At 72.1% G+C, this 19,267-nt stretch carries 18 protein-coding genes; 6 read left to right on the top strand and 12 right to left on the bottom strand.

Annotation, left to right across the window (positions count from 1 at the left end; all coding sequences use genetic code 11):
* Window positions 1–54 precede the first annotated feature (54 nt).
* Complete coding sequence (locus tag K336_RS0101820; RefSeq protein WP_021798003.1) at window positions 55–342, top strand: YciI family protein; 288 nt, start codon at window positions 55–57, stop codon at window positions 340–342.
* A gap of 31 nt (window positions 343–373) precedes the next feature.
* Here K336_RS0101820 and K336_RS0101815 read toward each other — a convergent pair whose 3' ends face one another.
* The 7 genes from K336_RS0101815 to K336_RS0101790 form a co-directional block, all read right to left on the bottom strand.
* A complete protein-coding gene (locus tag K336_RS0101815; protein ID WP_028706139.1) occupies window positions 374–1,297 on the bottom strand; it encodes a cation diffusion facilitator family transporter in 924 nt (307 codons plus the stop codon).
* A 213-nt stretch (window positions 1,298–1,510) separates the two neighbouring features.
* Window positions 1,511–1,876: a DUF1707 domain-containing protein gene (locus tag K336_RS0101810; RefSeq protein WP_021797980.1), complete on the bottom strand. Its 366-nt coding sequence runs from the start codon at window positions 1,874–1,876 to the stop codon at window positions 1,511–1,513.
* Between the two features lie 486 nt (window positions 1,877–2,362).
* Complete coding sequence (locus K336_RS18320) at window positions 2,363–2,857, bottom strand: hypothetical protein (RefSeq protein WP_162142545.1); 495 nt, start codon at window positions 2,855–2,857, stop codon at window positions 2,363–2,365.
* A 280-nt stretch (window positions 2,858–3,137) separates the two neighbouring features.
* On the bottom strand, window positions 3,138–3,977 hold the full coding sequence (gene map / locus K336_RS0101805; protein WP_021797983.1) for a type I methionyl aminopeptidase: 840 nt from the start codon (window positions 3,975–3,977) through the stop codon (window positions 3,138–3,140).
* Between the two features lie 2 nt (window positions 3,978–3,979).
* Window positions 3,980–4,552, bottom strand: coding sequence for an adenylate kinase (locus tag K336_RS0101800; RefSeq protein ID WP_021797988.1), 573 nt, complete (start codon window positions 4,550–4,552; stop codon window positions 3,980–3,982).
* Window positions 4,549–5,862, bottom strand: a complete 1,314-nt coding sequence (gene secY / locus K336_RS0101795; RefSeq protein WP_021797985.1) for a preprotein translocase subunit SecY — start codon at window positions 5,860–5,862, stop codon at window positions 4,549–4,551. The genes K336_RS0101800 and secY overlap by 4 nt, the downstream gene beginning before the upstream one ends.
* A 341-nt stretch (window positions 5,863–6,203) precedes the next feature.
* On the bottom strand, window positions 6,204–6,854 hold the full coding sequence (locus K336_RS0101790; RefSeq protein WP_021797994.1) for an MBL fold metallo-hydrolase: 651 nt from the start codon (window positions 6,852–6,854) through the stop codon (window positions 6,204–6,206).
* A 223-nt stretch (window positions 6,855–7,077) separates the two neighbouring features.
* Between K336_RS0101790 and K336_RS0101785 the strand changes: the two genes are divergently transcribed.
* Window positions 7,078–8,166, top strand: coding sequence for a Rib/alpha-like domain-containing protein (locus K336_RS0101785; protein ID WP_028706136.1), 1,089 nt, complete (start codon window positions 7,078–7,080; stop codon window positions 8,164–8,166).
* 10 nt (window positions 8,167–8,176) lie between these two features.
* On the opposite strand, the gene K336_RS13685 is transcribed toward K336_RS0101785, so the two are convergent.
* The 5 genes from K336_RS13685 to K336_RS0101760 form a co-directional block, all read right to left on the bottom strand.
* Window positions 8,177–9,568 (bottom strand): class II 3-deoxy-7-phosphoheptulonate synthase, encoded by a 1,392-nt coding sequence (locus tag K336_RS13685; protein WP_043150047.1) that lies wholly within the window; start codon window positions 9,566–9,568, stop codon window positions 8,177–8,179.
* Window positions 9,569–9,712: 144 nt separating this feature from the next.
* Window positions 9,713–10,648, bottom strand: coding sequence for a lysophospholipid acyltransferase family protein (locus K336_RS16705; RefSeq protein ID WP_051245313.1), 936 nt, complete (start codon window positions 10,646–10,648; stop codon window positions 9,713–9,715).
* Window positions 10,641–11,447, bottom strand: coding sequence for a lysophospholipid acyltransferase family protein (locus tag K336_RS13675; RefSeq protein ID WP_081660509.1), 807 nt, complete (start codon window positions 11,445–11,447; stop codon window positions 10,641–10,643). The genes K336_RS16705 and K336_RS13675 overlap by 8 nt, the downstream gene beginning before the upstream one ends.
* A 239-nt stretch (window positions 11,448–11,686) precedes the next feature.
* A complete protein-coding gene (locus tag K336_RS0101765; RefSeq protein ID WP_028706135.1) occupies window positions 11,687–12,790 on the bottom strand; it encodes a hypothetical protein in 1,104 nt (367 codons plus the stop codon).
* A gap of 26 nt (window positions 12,791–12,816) precedes the next feature.
* Window positions 12,817–13,326, bottom strand: a complete 510-nt coding sequence (locus K336_RS0101760) for a peptidylprolyl isomerase (protein ID WP_028706134.1) — start codon at window positions 13,324–13,326, stop codon at window positions 12,817–12,819.
* A 237-nt stretch (window positions 13,327–13,563) separates the two neighbouring features.
* Here K336_RS0101760 and K336_RS0101755 point away from each other — a divergent pair, with 237 nt between their 5' ends.
* The 4 genes from K336_RS0101755 to K336_RS20320 form a co-directional block, all read left to right on the top strand.
* Window positions 13,564–14,217, top strand: a complete 654-nt coding sequence (locus K336_RS0101755) for a sunset domain-containing protein (RefSeq protein WP_155944951.1) — start codon at window positions 13,564–13,566, stop codon at window positions 14,215–14,217.
* A 95-nt stretch (window positions 14,218–14,312) separates the two neighbouring features.
* A complete protein-coding gene (locus tag K336_RS13670; RefSeq protein ID WP_021798305.1) occupies window positions 14,313–15,455 on the top strand; it encodes a bifunctional GNAT family N-acetyltransferase/nucleoside triphosphate pyrophosphohydrolase family protein in 1,143 nt (380 codons plus the stop codon).
* Between the two features lie 235 nt (window positions 15,456–15,690).
* Entirely contained in the window at window positions 15,691–16,218 is a 528-nt protein-coding gene (locus tag K336_RS18315) for a hypothetical protein (protein ID WP_155944950.1), read from the top strand.
* Window positions 16,215–19,267: DUF6531 domain-containing protein (locus tag K336_RS20320; protein ID WP_211223410.1), on the top strand; the 3,053-nt coding region annotated here is incomplete at its 3' end. The genes K336_RS18315 and K336_RS20320, both read left to right, overlap by 4 nt.

Here is a 19,267-nt window from a genome sequence, read left to right as displayed (position 1 = left end):
TTGCTTGGACTGCCGTCCTGCCCGGACGGGCCGCCGAGCACCACAGGAGCGAGGATGTCCTTCTTCATCATCGACTACATCTACGACCCCGCCAAGGACGCCGATGCCGTGCGTCCCGTCCACCGCGCCTATCTGCGCGAGCTGTACGCCGCGGGCTCACTCAAGGCCGCCGGACCCCTGCTCGGCACCGATCCGGTCCGGGCGCTGCTCATCGTCGAGACGCCCGACGAGGCCGCCGCGGCGGCGCTGAGCGACGCCGACCCGATGGTCGTCGAGGGCGTCGTCATGAAGCGCAGCATCACCGAGTGGAACCCGGTCACCGGCGTCTTCGCCCAGGCCTGAACGACTCGGGCGCTCCCCGGTCGCTCGTTCCTCAGACGCTCGTCGTGTTGCGCTCGTGGGCCCGGTGCCGGGCCGGCTCGAGCTGGATGGTCGAGTGGCTGATGTCGAAGTGCTCGGCTAGGCACTCGTCCAGCTGGTCGAGGATCTCGTTGGCGTGCGAGTCGGTGAAGCACTCGTCCGCGATGACGACGTGGGCGCTGATCGACGTGACGCCCGAGGTGACGGTCCAGGCGTGCAGGTCGTGGGCGGCCTGCACGTGGTCGACGCCGAGCAGGTGCTCGCGCACCTCGTCGAGGTCGAGGTCGGCCGGAGCGGCCTCCATGAGGACGCGGACGGCCTTGATCGTGATCGGCACCCCGGCCCGCGCCATGAGAGCCACGACGATGAGCGAGGCGATCGCATCGGCGCGCGTCCAGTCGGTGACGTAGATGACGACGCCGGCGACGAGGGTGCCGATGAAGCCGAACAGGTCGGTGAGGATGTGCTGGTAGGCACCCTCGACGTTGAGGCTCGTGCGGTTGGCGGCGGCGATGAGGCGCACGTCGACGACGTTGACGACCATGCCGACGAGGGCGACGACGATGACCGGCAGGGCGTCGACCTGCGGCGGGTCGACGAGGCGGCGGACGGCCTCGACGAGGACGACGAGCGCCACGACGAGCAGGCTCACGCCGTTGACCATGGCCGAGATGATCTCGGCTCGTCGCCAGCCGAAGGTCATCGGCCCCCTGGGCGGCCGGACGGCCAGGCCCGCGGCCCACAGGGCGATGGCGATCGAGGCGGCGTCGGTGAGCATGTGCCCGGCGTCGGACAGCAGGGCCAGCGAGCCGGTCAGAAGCGCGATGACGACCTCGGCGAGCATGAAGGCCAGTAGGAGGAGCAGCGCCGCCCACAGGGGCCCGCGGCGGGTGGCGGCGGTGACGGTCACGCCGTGGTCGTGGTGCTGCTCGTGCACCTCGTCCGGTTCGCCGTGGCCGTGCTCGTGGGCGTCGCGGGTGTGGCCGTGCCGCATCGGTGCCTCCTGTCGGTCGGTTCGGGACCACCCTAGGAGCGCCGCGAGCCGCGCGTCCAGCATCGGCCGCCCATGAGCCAACAATTCTCCCGGACGAGCATGCTCCCTAGTCGGCACGCATGAACGAGATGCGAACGGTCCTCAACGGCGAGAGGCTCAGAGAAGGACTGTCAGCAGGAGGACGACCACGGCGAGGACGGCCGCGCAGAGGCCGAGGGCCACCCCCAGCGAGACCCGTGCGAGGGACGCGCTGCCGGGACGCGCCGCCGGCTCGTTGATCTGCCCGGGGGCGAGATCGACGCCGTTCGCGGCGCCGGCGGGATCGCCGAAGCGGTACTGGGCGGGCAGCCGCTCGCCCACCCTGGCGAGCTCCGCCCTCGTGCCGGCGCTGAAGAGCTCGTCCTGGAGGGCGTGGTAGTCGGCCAAATCGAGCTGGCCTCCGGCGTAGGCCCTTCCCAGAAGGTCGTTGAGGCGCGACCGGTCGTTCTCGAGCTGGCCCCGCGGCACCGGGCTGTTCGTCATGGCCCCAGCCTATGCGGCCCGCCCCCAGTGGCGGCACCATCCTGCGAATGCAGCCCCGACCGACCACCACCGAGTCACCGACACAGTACCCCGGGTGACACCGTCCCCGAACGCAGCCCCGACCGGCCCCACGGATTGTCGTGCAGAGCCGGATGCTCACGCCGCACTGTCGGGACGCGTCCCACGACGCCGCTGCCCGATCCGGGCCCTCCGCCACATGTGCTCGTAGCGGCGGGTGACGGCGAGGATGTCCTGCTCGACCTCGCTCCAGAGAACATCACCTGCTCCCCCAGGTGAGTCGCATCACGGCATGGCCCCGCGCCGGAAGCTCCCCCGGTCGCGGCACCGGTCCCCGTGACAGGTCGACTGGCTGGTGCGACGAGCCCGGCTGTCCACCTCGATGAACGAGCCTGTCGCCCACCAGAGGATCGACGCGCCCCGCCCCGGCCACCTCCACCTGGGTGAGAACGGGCAGGTGCAGCGCCCTCAACCGCATCCGCACCAGCGACTCGGTTCCCGACCGGGCCCACTCGCAGCAGTCGATGAGCCGGTGGGGCGGACGCTTCCGGGCAGGAAGAGGGCGTGCAGATCGCCACGGTCGGCCAGCCCCAGATCCATGACGGAGTCGGCAGGCGACAGCGCTGCGCGGGTCGAGGCACCGCACCATCGCCTGGATGGCCTTCCGGGATCCACGGCCGCGCGCGGGGCGCACTCGTACAGATGGGTGCTGCCCGTGCGCACCAGCTCTCCCCGGGCCCGGCCCCTACTCGTCCTGACATGGATCTCGCCGCCGACCAGCGGCGTCCAGACCCCGTACCGGGACAGGGCGGAGACGCAGCCGAGCACTCCTCCGGCCTCGATGGCGCGCACCACTCGCGGGTCGGCGTTCGCCGGCGAGTACCAACCCCGTCGCAGGCGCCGCATCGAGCCGTCGTCGACGCAGTCCCGGATCACACGCTTCGTCGCACCCGCCCGCGTCAAGGCGCGAATGCTCAGCACCCCGCCGACCGCCTCGCTTCAGGCCGCCCGGGAGAGCACCTCGAGTGCACGGATCGCCGTCATGGGGCCCATGACTCGCGGACCCGAACGATCCCGGCAAGACCTGTGGAAAACTCCGGCGGCCCGCCGCCTGCCGACTCCGCCCTCCGGGACGCCGCACCTGCCCCCAACCGCACGCACACGACACCACCCGTGCACAACCGCAGGCACCCGCCACCAACCGCACATGAGGACGAGAAGACCCGACGGAACGGACCAGGGCTCAGTCGAGGGACGCGAAGGGCGCTCCCCTGGCCTCCAGCTCGGCCCTGCCCCCGTCGGGCTCGGTGAGCACCCACAGGCCGTCGGGCAGGACGGCCACGGTGTTCTCCCAGTGCGCGGCCCGCGAGGAGTCGCAGGTCACGACGGTCCATCCGTCGTCGAGCTCGGCGACATCCTCGCCGCCGAGCGTCGCCATGGGCTCGACGCACAGGCACATGCCTGCGACGATGCGCGGGCCCTTGCCGGGACGGCCGTAGTTGGGCACGTCCGGCGGCTGGTGCATGGCGGTGCCGATGCCGTGGCCGGTGTACTCGCGCAGGATGCCGTAGGGGCGCCCGTGCGAGTGGAGCGAGGCCTCGACCCCGTGCGAGACATCGCCGACCCGGGCGCCGACCCGGATCCGGGCGATGCCGTCCCACATGGACCGACGGGTCGTCTCGGACAGGGCGCACGAGGCCCCGTCGACCTCGCCGACCGGGAAGGTGCGCGCGGCGTCGCCGTGCCAGCCGTCGACGATGGCGCCGAAGTCGATGGAGACGATGTCGCCCTCCTCGAGGACGCGCCCGCCCGGGATGCCGTGGACGACGACCTCGTTGACGCTGATGCAAACGACCCCCGGGTAGGGCGGGTAGCCCCAGTCCGCGCCGTAGTCGAGGAAGTTGCTCCGGGCTCCGTGCTCGGCCAGCACGCGGCGGCCGATCCGGTCGAGCTCGGCCGTCGTGACGCCCGGTCGGACGGCGGCGCCCATCGCCCGGAGGCCCTCGGCCGTCACGAGCCCGGCACGGCGCATGAGGCGGATCTGCTCGGCGGTCTTGATCTCGACGCGCTCGCGCTGGAACACGATCAGGCCACGAAGGCGTCGACGGCGGCGATGATGCGGGCGCCGATCTCCTCGACCGTGCCGTTGCCGTCCACTCGTACGAGCAGACCCCGCTTCTCGTAGGCGTCCAGCAGAGGCCGGGTGGACTCGAGGTAGACGTCCATGCGGTGCCGGATGGTCTCCTCGTTGTCGTCGGCGCGGCCCTCGATCTCGGCGCGCCTGAGCAGACGGGTGACGAGGTCCTCGGGATTCACGTCGAGGCAGATCACGGCGTCGAGCGCCTGGGAGCGCTCTGACAGGTGGGCCTCAAGGGCCCCGACCTGGTGCAGGGTGCGGGGGAAGCCGTCGAGCAGCCAGCCGTCGGCGGCGTCGGCCCGGTCGAGACGATCGGCGACGATCCGCTCGGTGAGCTCGTCGGGGACGTAGTTGCCGGCGGCCATGATGGCGCTGACCTGCTCGCCCAGCTCGGTGCCCTCCTTGACGTTCGCGCGGAAGATGTCGCCGGTGGAGATGGCGGGGATGCCGTAGTGCGCGGCGACGCCGACGGCCTGCGTGCCCTTGCCCGCGCCCGGAGCGCCCATGATGAGCAGTCTCATGAGAGGAACCCTTCGTAGTTGTGCTGATGGAGCTGGGACTCCACCTGCTTCATCGTGTCAAGACCGACGCCGACCATGATGAGCAGGCTCGTCCCGCCGAACGGGAAGTTCTGGTCCGCGCCGAGCAGGACGATGGCCAGCGTCGGGATGAGCGAGATGAGCGCCAGGTAGAGGGAGCCGGGGGCGGTCAGCCTGCTCAGGACGTACGACAGGTAGTTCTCGGTGGGCTTGCCGGCCCGGATGCCCGGGATGAAGCCGCCGTACTTGCGCATGTTGTCGCTGATCTCGACCGGGTCGAAGGTGATCGCCACGTAGAAGTACGTGAAGAAGATGATGAGCAGCAGGTAGACGACGTTGTAGACGAGGCTGTCGCCGGTGCCCGCCAGATTCGCGGCGATCCACTCGGAGACCTTCCCGGTGGGGCGGAAGACCGTGTAGAGCGAGGGCAGGTAGAGGATCGACGAGGCGAAGATGACGGGGATGACGCCCGCCTGGTTGACCTTCAACGGGATGTAGGTGCTGGAGCCCCCCATGAGCCGGTTGCCGACCATGCGCTTGGCGTACTGCACCGGGATGCGGCGCTGGGCCTGCTCGACGAAGACGACGCCGGCCATGACGAGCAGGCCGACGGCGACGACGACGACCAGGAGCAGCCAGCCCTGGTTGCCGGGATGGGCGGTGCGGATGGCCCACATCGAGCTCGGGAAGCGGGCGGCGATCTGGGTGAAGATGAGGATCGACATGCCGTTGCCGACGCCGCGGTCGGTGATGAGCTCGCCGAGCCACATGATGAGCGAGGTGCCGGCGGTCATCGTGAGGATCATGACGACGATCGAGAAGATGCCCCTGTCGTAGACGACGGCCTGGCTGCACGAGCTGTACAGCTGGCCGGAGACGGCGAGCATCGTGAAGCTCGTGGCCTGGAGGACGGCGAGGACGATCGTGACCCACCGGGTGTACTTGGTGATCGTCTCCTGGCCGGTGGAGCCCTCCTGCTTGAGGTTCTCGAGGTGCGGGATGACGACGGTGAGCAGCTGGAGGATGATCGACGCGGTGATGTAGGGCATGATGCCCAGCGCGAAGACCGACAGGTGCAGCAGGGCGCCGCCGCTGAACAGGTTGATCATCGCATAGGCGCCCGCCGTGTCACCGGTCGTGGCGTCGGCGGCGCACTGCTGGATCGCGGAGATGTTCACATTCGGCGTGGGGACGGACGCCCCGAGCCTGAAGATCACGAGGATCATCAGGGTGAACAGGATCTTCTTGCGCAGGTCCGGGGACCGGAACGCGTTGAGGAAAGCCGAAATCACAACTGCACTCTCTGTTGGTGGGCTGCCCACCCGGTGCCGAGGACGCCGGTCGGGCCATGGCGCAACCCGAACAGCGTACCCCGTCCGCCTGAGCCGGGTGAGTCCCGACGACCCGCGAGCCGCCCGGCCGTCGTCGGTCCGGAGCACCGGACCCCCTTCTCACCGGGCGGTCGACGCCGACCGCACCACCGTCTGCCGCGCCGCCACCGGACGACCGGCACCCCAGGGCCGGTCCGCGCCGAGCGGCACGACCCCACCGCCGCCCACGACGCCCCGGAACACCCCGGTAGACACCGAACAGCCCTTTCCCACCCCGACTGCGCCACCACCGGGCCGCGCCGCTACCGGACGGCCGGCACCGTCCAGGGCCAGCCCGCGCCGAGCGGCACGAACTCGCTGCCGCCCATGGCGGCGACCCGATCGGCGAGAAGCGCGAAGCCCCGGTCGTTGAGCAGGCCGTCGTGGATCGGGATCACGAAACGGGCGCCGACGGAGCGGACGAAGTCGACGGTCTCGCCGATCTTGCTCCACGGGGCCATCATCGGCACGGCGAGCACGTCGACGCCCTCGGGCGCGGTGTCGATCTCGTCCCCGGGATGGAACAGCACCGGCTCACCGGGGCCCGCGATGATCAGGCCGACGTTGCCGATGCGCGGGATCTCCGGATGGATCACCGCGTGCTCTCCGCCGACGGCGGTGACCGTAACGTCCTCGACGGTGATCCGCGTCCCGGCGCTCAGGACCGCGCCCCCGACCGCCGGGAGGTCCTCGAGGACCCCCTTCTCGGCATGTACGGGCAGACCCGGGCGCTCGGCGATGAACTGCGGGAAGCGGGCCGGGTCGACGTGGTCCGGGTGCCGGTGCGTGATGAGGACGGCGTCCAGCCCGTCCAGATCGGTCCAGCCGTCGGAGTACTCTCCGGGGTCGATGAGGATGCTGGCCCGGCCGGTCTCGACCAGAAGGCAGGAATGACCGAAACGCGTGATCTGCATGCCCCCACTATGCCCCTGAGAGGGCCCGGTCCGAACACCGGGACATCCCCCTCCCGCCCCGCGAGCGGCACCCCGAAAAACCGCGCGCCCCCCACGGGACGACCCGCCGGAACCCTAGGATCGAGAACCGTTCCGGAAACAGCATCACGCGGGTCACTACGGGATTCGCCGCTCGCCGCGGCGAGCGGTCCACCCGATGGTCCCTGCCGGGAAGGAGTCCCCCATGGCAGCATCCGATCCTCGCCCCGGCGCACCGCGCCGGGCACCGCGCCGAGTCACGGCCGTCCTCGCCGCGCTGTCGTTGGCGGGCGGAGCGCTCGTCCTCGACGCCCCGTCCGCCTCCGCCGCCGAGGCCGAGGGCTACGACGTGCGCTTCGGCTCGAGCGCGAACAACCCGGTGCCCGTTGACCTCAACCCCCGGACCCTGTGGACGCGGACCCACGACTACCTGGTCCTGCCGGAGGGCCACGACGACTACACGCTGTCCTACTCGCTCGACTGGCCGAAGCCCGACAGCACCGGGCTGAACCCGGAACTCGTGACCTACCGGGACCAGGCCGGTCGCAGCACCGCCTACATCGAGACCCTGTCCATGTGCAAGGAGGCCAGCGCCTCGGGCATCCAGAAGGTCCCGGTGACGGTCTCCGGGTTCCCGGACGGCTCGTCCAAGACGATCTACAGCTACTTCTCGGTCGACGCCAGCACCTGCTCCGACCCATCCGAACGGCCCAGCTACGTGCAGACCCACGAGGCGGTGCCCGGCGGTCATGCGGTGAGCTACCGGCTGGCGTCGAAGTACCAGCCGGCCACCGGGCGGACCGGCACCGGGATCCCCGAGGGGACCGTGTTCACGGCCACGGGTCTGCCCGACTTCCTCGAGCTCGACCCGGCGACCGGGGCCATCACGGGGACGACGAGCGAGCAGACGCCGATCGGGCGCTACGAGTTCGACGTCGAGGCAGCCTATCCGAGCGGGACCCGCGAGCAGGTGGGCTCGCTCCGCCTCGACGTCTACCACCGGGCCCACTCCCCCGCCTACGAGACTCAGGAGGTCACGACCGGATCCTCCGCCTCCGCGGACCAGACCGGCGACCGGACGATGCCGGACGGGACGGTCTTCTCCCTCGCCCCGGGCTGGTCGGCCCCGCAGGGCTGGTCCGTCGCCGTCGACGGGTCGACAGGGCGGGTGACCGCCACGGCCGACGCCTCCGTCAAGGCGGGCACGAGCGTCGACGTCGAGCTGAAGGTCTCCTACCCCGACGGCTCCTGGCGCACCGGGCTGGTCTCCAGGTTCACCGCCGTCCGGGACTGACGACGCGGCTTCACCCGTACCAGTCGGGCGCGGGCTCGGGTGGCTCGGGTGGGGCGTACTTGGCGCGGTAGGCGTTGAGGCGCTCGGCGATCATGAACGCCATCTCGAGGCTCTGGTTGCGGTTCAGGCGCGGATCACAAGTGGTCTCGTAGCGCTCGGCGAGGTCGGCCTCGGACAGCTGGAAGGCGCCGCCCAGGCACTCGGTGACGTCGTCGCCGGTGAGCTCCATGTGGACGCCGCCGGGCCAGGTGCCGAGCTGCTCGTGGACGTCGAAGAAGCCGTTGAGCTCGGCGACGACGGCCGCGTACTCGCGGGTCTTGAAGCCCTTGGGCGTCTCGAAGGTGTTGCCGTGCATGGGATCGCACACCCAGGCCACCCTGCGCCCCGAGGCCTCGACCCCCTCGACGAGGGCGGGCAGCCGGTCGCGCACCCTCTCGGCTCCCATACGGGTGATGAGGGTGATGCGGCCCGGCACGCGGGCGGGGTCGAGCCGGTCGGCAATGGCGAGGGCGTCGGCGGCGGTCGCCGACGGGCCGAGCTTGATGCCCAGCGGGTTGTGCACGTGGCTGAGCAGCTCCGCCTGGGCGCCGTCGGGCTGACGGGTGCGCTCGCCGATCCAGACCATGTGGCCGGAGGTGTCGTACGGCAGGGCGCTGCGCGAGTCGATGCGGGTCATCGCGTATTCGTAGTCGAGCAGCAGGGCCTCGTGACTGGCGTAGAAGTCGACGGTGCGCATGGTGTCGGCGTCGACGCCGCAGGCGGTCATGAAGCCGAGGGCGCGCTGGATCTCGTCGGCGACGCGCTCATAGTCGTCCTCGACGTGCGAGTCCTTGACGAAGCTGGCGTTCCAGGCGTGCAACTGCCGCAGGTCGGCGAAACCGCCTTTGACGAAGGCGCGCACGAGGTTGAGGGTGGCCGCCGAGGCGTTGTACATGTCGATGAGGCGCTGCGGGTCGTGGCGGCGGGCCTCCGCGGTGAAGGCGAAGCCGTTCACGGCGTCGCCGCGGTAGGCCGGCAGCGTGACGTCTCCACGGGTCTCGGTGTCCTTGCTGCGGGGCTTGGCGTACTGGCCGGCCAGGCGGCCGATCTTCACGACCGGCACCTGCGCCGCATAGGTGAGCACGACACTCATCGCGAGCAGGACGCGCAGCTTGGCCTTGATCTGGTTGGCCTGGACGCCGTCGAAGGTCTCGGCGCAGTCGCCGCCCTGGAGGATGAAGGCCCTGCCGTCGGCGGCCTGGGCGATGTGCTCGCGCAGGTCGTCGCATTCGCCGGCGAACACGAGCGGCGGCAGACAGCGCAACTCGTTGACGACCCGGGCGGCTTCGGCGGCGTCGTAGTGCGGCTGCTGGACCTGGGGCATGGCGTGCAGATCGGTCAGCGAAGGAATCAGTTCGGGCACCTTCCCAAGGATACTTCCGCATCCGGATGCCTGTTCGGGGCTCCGTCCCGTGGGCCCTTCGGCCAGGGGTTTCACGGCGCCGCCCAGGTTTCGGACAGGTCCCCGGCGGTCATCACCCGGCCCCGCAGCCGGGCCCGGACCGGCTCAGTGCCCGCCCCGGGCCCTGGCCTGCGCCTCGGCGGCCGCGCGGGCCAGGTCCTGCTCGTCGCGTTCGCGCAGCATCTCCCGGCGCTCGGCCTCGGCGCGGCGCAGCTGGGAGAGCGTCGGGTACGCGCGCGCCCTCGCCCAGGCGTTCTGCCGACGGGCCGCGGCCGCGAGCTCGGCGGCCCGCGCCGGCGTGGTGTCGACGTAGGGCAGCCCGGTCAGGGCCGCGATCGCGCCCATGATCTCGTCGGTCGCGCCGCGCAGCAGCACCCCGTCGAGGGCGTAACTGAGCGCCGGGGTCTCCCAGAAGCGCGAGAAGTCCAGGGGCTCGCCGACGACGACGGTGGGGCCGAGGGCGCGGCGGGTGAGCGGCTCGAGCAGCCGGGGGCCGGCCGCCGCGGGGACGATGCCGACGGGCACGACCGGCACCTTGGCGGTCAGCGCCAGCCAGGCCACGTCGGTGCCGCCGCGGTGGATGTCGCCGTCGGGGCTGGGGGCGCCCTCGGGGAAGACGACGACGAGGCCGCCGTCGGCGAGCACCCGGGCCGCGTCGTCGCCCTGGGCCGGGTCGTCGATGGGGACGCGGCGGCGCAGCAGGCGGTTTGCCGAGGCCGTGGCCAGGTGGAGCGGACGGTCGAGCGCCGCGCAGAGGCGGGTGAAGTCGCCGGCCCAGACGTGGTTGGCGGCGAGGATCGCCGCACCGTCGGGCAGCCTCTCGAGACCCTCGGCGTGCACGGACAGGGCCTGCTGGGTGGTCCTGGCGGCCCGGCGGGTCCAGCCCCAGGCGGCGCGGACGCGCCCGGGCGCGTCGAGCTGCTCGACGCGGGTCAGTTCATCCGGAGTGATCTGGGAGCCGGGCCCGGCCTCCTCCCCGGGGACCGGCGCGGGCTCCTCGTCGGGGGCCATCGGGTCGTCGTAGCGGTTCTCGTCAGTCATGGCTCTCGCCGGCCCTGGACCGTTCGGCGGACCCGGCGTCCCGGGCGGCCAGCTCCGCGTCGGTGGGCGGGGCCTCGAGGCCCTCGTCGGCCCTGGCGCGCAGATGGCCGGTGAGGTCCTTGCCCTTGAGGTTGCCGTACTTCACGCGCGAGGCGTAGACGTTGACGTACTCCTGACCGCTCAGCTGCTGGATGTGGGCCATGACGTCGTCGGTCACCCAGCGCAGCACGCGCACCGAATCGGCCTGGCCCCGCCATGGCGTGTAGTCGAGCGGGGCGCCGATGACGATGCGGGCGCCCTTCATGGTGGGCAGTCCCAGCGGGCCCCGGCGCAGCCGGGTGTTGACCATGCCGACGGGCACGACGGGCACGCCGTTCTCGAGGGCGAGGCGTGCGACGCCGGTGTGGCCGCGGTAGAGCCTTCCGTCCGGGGTGCGCGTGCCCTCGGGGAAGATGCCGATGAGATTGCCGGCGGCCAGTTCGGCCTCGACCGGCCCCATGGCGTCGACGCTGGCCCGACCGCCGGAGCGGTCGAGCGGCACCATGCCGACGGCGCGCAGGAAACGGGCGACGATGCGCATCCGCAGACCCTTGCCCTCGAAGAGCTCCTTCTTGGCGGGCCAGATGAGGCGGCGCCGCATGAGCGCCGGGAGGGTGAAGGTGTCGCCGGCGTCGAGGTGGTTGCTCGCGAGGACCGCGGGGCCGGTGGCGGGGATGTTCCGCTCGTCCACCAGCTCGGGGTGCATGAGCAGCCTCACGCCGGGACGGAACAGCGCGTACTTGAAGAAGCGGTACCACACGCCGTCCACTCTATCGGCGGCGTCGGCGCCGCCGGAGAGGACTCGGCCCCGGAGGGACGGGGCCCGGGAGGACCCCCATGCCTGCTCAGGCAACGTTCATCCGGCCCGGACAGCACCCGCGGCGGAGCGCACGGGTGAAGTGCGCACCGCTCGTCCCGGCCCGGGCGGCGCTCGGGCCGGCCGTCGACGGCCGACGGCATCCCACCGAGTCGCCCCGTCCGGGCCGCGTGAGGCGATGGTCAGGAGCTGTTCGCGGCGCACCAGCGCGGGAGCGGATCGGCGGCCCCGCCCAGCTGCTCCGCGGGCGTCGTCCACAGCTGCTCGACGAGGGCTCCGGCCGCCTCGGCCCCGTTCTCGTCGACGAGCTCGTCGACGGCGGCCCAGCTGAGGGCGTAGGCGTCGCGCAGGGCGTCGGCGTCGTCGGTGGACGAGAACTGCTCGTCGGCGGGCAGGACCGGTGCGCCGTCGGTGTCGCGGCAGGCCCGGGCGACCCGCGCCCGGCTCGCGGCGGCCTCGTCGGCGTCGCGGGGCAGGCCGAGCCACTCGGCCAGGCCCTCGCTGACCCACTCGTTGCCGCCGACCGGCGCCCCGAGGTCGGACAGGCGCCAGTGCACCGACTCGTGGGTGAGGAGCATGTTCGCCTGCGAGGGGCTCCACAGGCCGGCCCGGGCCGGGTTGACGACGATGCGGGGGGCGCCGCCCTCGCGCTGGGTGAGGGCCCCGAGACCCTGCGTGCGGGCTGCCGACATGCCGGTGACCAGGGCGTACGTGCTGTCGGCGGCGGGCACCTCGAGGACGAGCGGCGCATCGGGGTCGACGGTCAGCAGGGACATGCCCGCATCGCGCGCCGCCGACGACGCCATCGACGCCGCGGCCGACAGGTCGGGCGCGCCCCGGCCGACGATCAGCACCGCGCCGTCGACGGAAACGACGTCGGTCGGTTCGACGAGCCAGGCGGGGGCCGGGCCGGACGCCGCCCCGATCCCGGTGATCCGGCAGACGCTGCCGGCGCACGCTGTGGCGATGCTCACGGCCTCGGTGGCGACGGCCCGCTCGCCGGGCACCGACCAGCGGACCCGCCAGCCGTCCCCGGTCCGCTCGAAGTCGACGTCGGACAGCCGACCGAGGTTGGACCACCACATGTCCCGGGTGGACTGCGGGACCGTCCGGTCGAGGGCCGTGTCGAAGCGCTCGCGGTCGCCCGCCGCGATGGACGAGTCGAGCACCGCCAGCGCGTCGTCGGCGCTCGACGGTCCGGACGGCGAGCAGGCGGCCAGCGGCGCGGCGAGCGCCACGGCGAGGGCGCCCAGCAGTGCCCGGCCGAGGGCGGACCGACCGCTCATCGCCGCCCCATCCCGGTGCCGGGGGCTCAGATGATCTCGACCCTGTCGATGACGACGTCCTCGACGGGACGGTCCATCGGGCCGGTCTCCACGGCGGCGATCTCGTCGACGACCTTCCTCGAGTCCGCGTCGGCGACCTCGCCGAAAATCGTGTGGCGCATGTTGAGGTGCGGGGTGGGGGCCACCGTGATGAAGAACTGCGAGCCGTTGGTGCCCGGGCCGGCGTTCGCCATGGCGAGCAGATAGGGCTTGGTGAAGGTGAGGTCGGGGTAGAACTCGTCGGCGAAGCGGTAGCCGGGGCCGCCACGACCGGTGCCCGTGGGATCGCCGCCCTGGATCATGAAGCCGTCGATGACGCGGTGGAAGACCGTGCCGTCGTAGAACGGGCCGGTCGCCCTCTTCCCCGTGGTCATGTCGAGGTACTCGCGCGTTCCGTTGGCCAGCTCCACGAAGTTCGCCACCGTCTTGGGCGCGAAGTCGTCGAACAGGTCGAGCGCGATGTCGCCGTGGTTGGTGTGCAGGACGGCCTGCGTCACGTTCCTCCCCCTCCAGCTGTCGTACGAGAACGGCGTCCATCCTCTCAGACCGGGCAAAACCGGCCGTCCCCGAGCCGGCGGGGCCCATCCCCGCCCGGTGAGACCGGCACCCCGGTCCCGATCGACCCTGAGCCCGGCCATCCGCCCTCGTACGACGGGCCACCCGCCTGTAGCCTGGCATCAGCTCGATCACGAGCAGGCTCGACCACGAGCACCCACCGAGGATCGGAGAATCCCATGTCGAGGAAGACTCTCAGGACGTCCATGGCGGCCGCCGGCGAGAACGCCCGCGAGGCCATCAGCTCCGCCGCCGAGAAGGCCGGCCCCCTGTACGACCAGACGCGCGACACCATCCTGGAGGTGCTCGAGAAGGCGGGCGACGGCACGTGCACCGACGCCGTGCGCGAGAGGGCCGACGAACTGCCCGATTCGGTGAAAAGGCACTTGCCCGAGGCCGCCCGTCCGGCCAAGAAGCACCACCGGCTGCTGACCGGTCTCGGTATCATCGCCGTGATCGGCGCCGTCTTCCTCGTCGTCCGCCAGATCCTCCTGCCCAAGGACGACGGCTGGACCCCGCACGAGCCCAGCGGCGCCTTCGGCGACGACGACGTGACCACCGACTTCAGCGACTCCGTCGCCGAGCCTGAAACCGCCGTGGAGGAGGCTGCAGAGGCGCCCGCCGAGCCCGCCGGGCAGGGCACGACCAGGGATTACGGCCCCGGCTCCTACGTCGGCGCCAATCCGCCCGAGGGTTACACGACCAAGGGCAACGAACGCTCGATGAAGTACCACACCCCCGACGGCGCCGGCTACAGCCGCACCAACGCCGACGTGTGGTTCGTCTCCACCGAGGCCGCCGAGGCGGCGGGCTTCACCAAGGCGCTCCGCTGACCCCGAGAGTCGACAGGAGGGGCCCCGCCGATTGGCGGGGCCCCTCGTCCGCCCGGGGCCGTCCGGGGACCACGGCCGCAGTAGGCTCACCCGACATGGAGCCCTTCCTCATCACCGCGGGCGGGCTGGTGCTGTCGGCCCCGACCGGGGACGACACCGACGCCTTCGCGCGCATCTGCGCCGAGCCGAGCATCGCCGCCTGGACGACGATCCCGACCGGCTTCACCCGGAACGACGCGCAGCGCCTCGTGACGGTGGCGACGAAGGAGGGCTGGCGGACCGGGGCGCACCCGATGTGGGCGGTGCGCCCGGGGCGGGGGCTCGAACCGATCGGCATGGTGAGCCTTACCGCGCGCCCGTTCGGCACCTGGGAGATCGGCTACTGGACGAGCGAGGCGGCGCGCGGCAGGGGCCTGACCACCCGCGCGGTGCGGGCCCTCGTCGACGCGGCCCTCGACCCGGACGGCGGGATCGCCGCGCAGCGCCTGCTGTGGCGGGCCGAGGTCCATGACGGCGTCCCGAACTGGGCGAGCTGGCGGATCGCCTGGCGACTGGGCTTCCGCAAGCAGGGTCGGCTGCGCAGCGCCGCCGCCGACGGTGAAAGACGCCACGACATGTGGCTGGCCGACCTGCTGCCGAGCGACCCGCGCGCCCCGCAGGACCCCTGGGACGGCCCGCTGTCGCGCCCGGGCGCCCCGGCCTTCGAACGCGAGGCGACCCCGACCGACGCCACCGCCACCCGCGAGGGCGACTGCCCCGAGGGCCTCGTGGCGCGCTTCCACCGCGTCTACGGCCTGCCGATCGTCACCGACGGCCCGAGCCTGGACCGCGAGCACCTGCACATGCGCATGAGCCTCATCGCCGAGGAGTTCGCCGAGCTCGTCGGCGCGGTCTACGGCCCCTCCTCCCGCGGGATCCTCGAGGAGGCCTTCACGAGGGCCATCGCCGTCGACGAGGACGAACGCGACCTGGTCGAGACCGCCGACGCGCTGGCCGACCTCGTCTACGTCATCTACGGCATGGCCCTGGAAACCGGCATCGACCTGCCGGGCGTGTTGGCCGAGGTGCAGCGCTCGAACATGTCGAAGCTGGGCGCCGACGGGCGGCCCATCCACCGCGCGGACGGCAAGGTGCTCAAGGGACCGGACTTCTTCGGACCCGACGTGGCCGGTGTACTGGCCCGCGGCGGGCGCCGGCCCGTGCGACGACGAGCGGGGAGGCCGACCCCGAGAATCTGACATGATCCGAGCGTCCGTGGCCCGGGATCTCGTCGCAGCCGGGCAGCTCGTCCCGGCACGCCGTGTCCTGTGCGCCTCCTGGGCCCCTGGCCTCGCCCCCCTGAGGGGTCTCCCTGATTCCCTCCCCACCCGGGCCGGGAGCCCATGGCGCCGTGTCGGCGCCCGGGTTTAGCGTCGGTGTGGCCGCCCGCCCCCTGGTGCTGGCCCGTCAGTGCCGTGTGGGAGGGATCGTGTCGTGGCCGAGTACTCGGACAGGCTGGGAGCCTATGACGAGCCGGTTGCTTTTGATGATGCGACGGCTGATGCGTTGAGGTCGGCGGCGTCGGCGCTGTCGGGCACCCTGACGGGTCAGGCGGCCTCGCGGGCGGGGTGGGCGTCGGCGGCGTCGGCGGATTTCGAGGGGCATTACGCGGACGTGTTCGACGCGAACGCGAAAACAGCCTCGACGGACTGCACGAACATCGCATCGGCGTTGGACGATCTCGCGGCCGAGGTGCAGAAGCTGAAGGAGGCCGCCCAGGCCGAACGCGAGCGGAGGAGGCAGGCCAAGGAGTGGGCCGACCGGCAGGATCGGGAGAACATTCTCAAGAGGGGCTGGGACTGGGTGACCAACGGCGACAAGCCCCCTCGGGCCCGGCCCAGGTGCCGCTGCCGGAGCCCCACGAGCCGACGACCACACCCTGGTCCGAGCCGGCCCCGGGCCCGGCGGGGGCGGTGTCCTCGGCCCGGCCGGACGATCTGCGGACGTACTCGTCGAACGTGACCGGCGCCAACGACACGGTCACCACCCAGAAGGGCGCCCTGGAGGGGGCGATCGCCGACTTCGCCGAGCGGTGCTCGTGGTGCAGCATCGACGCGTCCGGGATCACGGGCGCGCTGGCCTCGTTCGGGGCGAACAACACGAACGAGACCCGCTGGGTCGACACGGTCGCGGCCGCGTTCGAGGCCGCCGGCGCCTCGGGGGTCGTCTCCACGGTCTCGGACGCGGCGATCGACGCATCCCTGCAGGCCGCCGGGGTGGACCAGGCCCGCCGGCCGGTCGACGTGACCGCCCCGAGCATCCTGGGCGACCCCCAGACCTCCGGGTATGCGGACGACCCGGTGAACACCACGACCGGGAACTTCATCGAACCGGAGACCGACCTGTCGTTCGACGGCGGGGCCGCGTCGTTGGGGTTCGACCGCATGTACAACTCCCTGTCGGCCGGCATCGGCGCGTTCGGGCCCGGCTGGGCCTCCACCGCCGACCAGCGGCTGACCATCGACGAGGACGGGGCGGTGTGGGTCCAGCCATCCGGACGCCACATCGTGTTCCCGAGACTCGGTGGCGGCTGGGACCGGGCCGACGGCGACAGTTTCTGGCTCCACACCACCGATGGCACCGGCGGTGCCGCCGGCGGCACCGGCCCCACCGCCGAGGCCGCTGTTGCCGCAGACGCCGCCAGCAGGAACGCTGCCACTACCCCCACTGCTGCTACTGGTGCCGTTGACGGGAGCTCCCCTGCCACCGGTGACGGCTCCATCGGCGACGCAGCGGCCCCCGCGGGCGCCGCTTCTGCTGTCGCGGGCGCTGGTGTCGGGGTGTTCGTGGTGTCGGACAATGCGGGTGGCCGGTGGGTGTTCGACCGGGCCGGCAGGCCCGTGTCGGTGTCTCGGGGCGCGGGGACCAGGGTGGACTACCGGTGGGATGGTGACCGGCTGGTGGGCCTGTCCCACGAGCGAGGCCGGGCCATCACCATCGAGTGGAATGACCAGCACACGCGGATCACCGCCCTGGCCGCCAACGACGGACGGCGGGTGGACTACGCCTACGACCCGGCCGGCAGACTCACGGAAGCCGCTTCTGCCGGCGGGGCCCGCCGGTACGGATGGAACGAACAGGGCCTCATCGCGCAGGTGGTGGATCCGGATGGTGTGGTCGAGGTGGTCAACGCCTACAACGGGCGGGGGCAGGTGGTGTCGCAGCGGTCCCGGTTCGGCCGTACCTCGCACTACACGTATCTGCCGGGGAACATCACGCAGGTGGCTGATGGGGATGGGGGCCGGGCGAACACGTGGATCCATGACCAGCGGGGCCGTCTGGTCGGGATGGTGGACGCGGACGGGGCCCGGCAGTCCATCGGTTGGGACCGGTGGGGCAACCGGACCCTGGTGACCGGCCGCGACGGGGCGGTGACTGTTTTCCGGTATGACGGGCGGGGCCGGCTGGTCACGCGCCTGGAGGCGTCGGGGGCCCGCACCGACTACGAATGGGACGGCCTGGACCGGGTGGTGCGGGTCACCGTCACCGACACCACCACAAACAACAACAGAACCGCCACCAGCGGGGCCGCCACCGGCAAAACCGACAGCACCAGCACCGGCAGCACCGGCACCGTCACTGGCAGCGGCAGCGGGGCCGCCGCTGGTGGGTCGGGGCCAGCGGTCACTTCGTACGGCTATGCGGGCGGGGACAGGAATCCGTCGACGGTGAGGGACCCCTGCGGGGGTGTGTCCCGGCTGGTGTGGGATCGGGGCCTGCTGACCGGGGTGGTGGATCCGGCCGGTGTGGTGGTGCGGTTGGGTTATGACGGGCACGGTGACCTGGTGTCGTCGACTGACGGGGACGGGAATGCGGCCCGGCTGGTGCGTGACGGGGCGGGGCGTGTGGTCGCGGCGGTCACCCCGCTGGGGCACCGGACCGAGTACCGCTACGACCAAGCCGGCCGGCTCGTCTCCCGCAGGGACCCGGACGGGGCGGTGTGGCGGTTCGAGCACACGGCCGGGGGCAGGCTGGCCGGTGTGGTGGACCCGGACGGGGGCCGCAGGCGGTACGGGTACGGCGGGCACGGGGAGCGGGAGACATTCACGGATCCGCTGGGCGGGGTCGTGACGTCCCGGTGGGATGATGCGGGGAATCTGGCCGGGGCGGTGATGCCGGACGGGGCCCGGTGGCGGTATGTGCATGACGGGCTGTCCCGGTTGGTGGCGACGGTGGACCCGGCCGGTGGCCTGTGGCGCCGCGAGTACGACGTCAATGGCATGGTTGCCGCGACGGTGGACCCGACCGGGGTGCGTGTGGACTGGGTCACGAGCAACCGGGGGCGGGTCCGGACGGTGTCGGACGGGGCCGCGTCGGGGGCGGTACGGACGGACGGGCTGGGCCGGGTCACCGTGACGACCGGCGATGACGGGGCCGACCGGGTGACCCGGTACGACCGGTGCGGTCGGCCGGTCGGGTTCGTCGATGGCGGGGGGAACACGACCCGGCTGGTGCGGGACCCGGCCGGCAGGGTCACCGCTGTGGTGCGGCCGTCGGGGGCTGCCACCCGGTACGGCTACGACGTCTGCGGCCGGCTCGCGCGGGTGACCGACCCGGCGGGCGGGGTGGCCTGTTTCGGCTATGACGCGGATTCGAGGCTTGTGGAGGAGGTCCGGCCTGGTGGGGAGCGGGCCTGGTGGTCCTACGACGAGTGCGGGCGGGTGACCGTGAAGCACGCCCCCGGGTACGGCACGACCAGGTACCGGTATGACGGATCGGGCCGGGTCGTGGGTCTTGTCGATCCGGTGTGCGGGCGGCGCCGGTTCCGGTACGACCGGGCCGGGAACCTCGTCGAGGCCGTCTCCGGGACGGGCGCGGTCACCCGGTACGGCTACGACCGGCTCGGTGCGCTTGTCACGGTGACGGACCCGACCGGCGGGGTGACCCGGTACGGGCGCGACCGGCTCGGCCGGGTGGTCGAGGCGACGGACGCGCTGGGCAGGGTCACGACCGCCGGGTACGACGCGGCGGGCCGGCAGACGTCCCAGACGGGCCCGGACGGGCATGTGAC

This window comes from Propionibacterium acidifaciens DSM 21887 (assembly GCF_000426605.1).
GTDB lineage: Bacteria > Actinomycetota > Actinomycetes > Propionibacteriales > Propionibacteriaceae > Propionibacterium > Propionibacterium acidifaciens.
The sequence above is the reverse complement of the archived record's forward strand: the minus strand, read 5'-3'. Positions and strand labels throughout refer to the sequence as shown.

Coding starts and splice junctions, on each gene's coding strand:
- K336_RS0101755 (WP_155944951.1), top strand. CDS start 13,564: ATGTCGAGGAAGACTCTCAGGACGTCCATGGCGGCCGCCGGCGAGAAC.
- K336_RS0101785 (WP_028706136.1), top strand. CDS start 7,078: ATGGCAGCATCCGATCCTCGCCCCGGCGCACCGCGCCGGGCACCGCGC.
- K336_RS0101810 (WP_021797980.1), bottom strand. CDS start 1,876: ATGACGAACAGCCCGGTGCCGCGGGGCCAGCTCGAGAACGACCGGTCG.
- K336_RS0101820 (WP_021798003.1), top strand. CDS start 55: ATGTCCTTCTTCATCATCGACTACATCTACGACCCCGCCAAGGACGCC.
- K336_RS0101790 (WP_021797994.1), bottom strand. CDS start 6,854: ATGCAGATCACGCGTTTCGGTCATTCCTGCCTTCTGGTCGAGACCGGC.
- K336_RS16705 (WP_051245313.1), bottom strand. CDS start 10,648: ATGACTGACGAGAACCGCTACGACGACCCGATGGCCCCCGACGAGGAG.
- K336_RS0101765 (WP_028706135.1), bottom strand. CDS start 12,790: ATGAGCGGTCGGTCCGCCCTCGGCCGGGCACTGCTGGGCGCCCTCGCC.
- K336_RS0101800 (WP_021797988.1), bottom strand. CDS start 4,552: ATGAGACTGCTCATCATGGGCGCTCCGGGCGCGGGCAAGGGCACGCAG.
- K336_RS13670 (WP_021798305.1), top strand. CDS start 14,313: ATGGAGCCCTTCCTCATCACCGCGGGCGGGCTGGTGCTGTCGGCCCCG.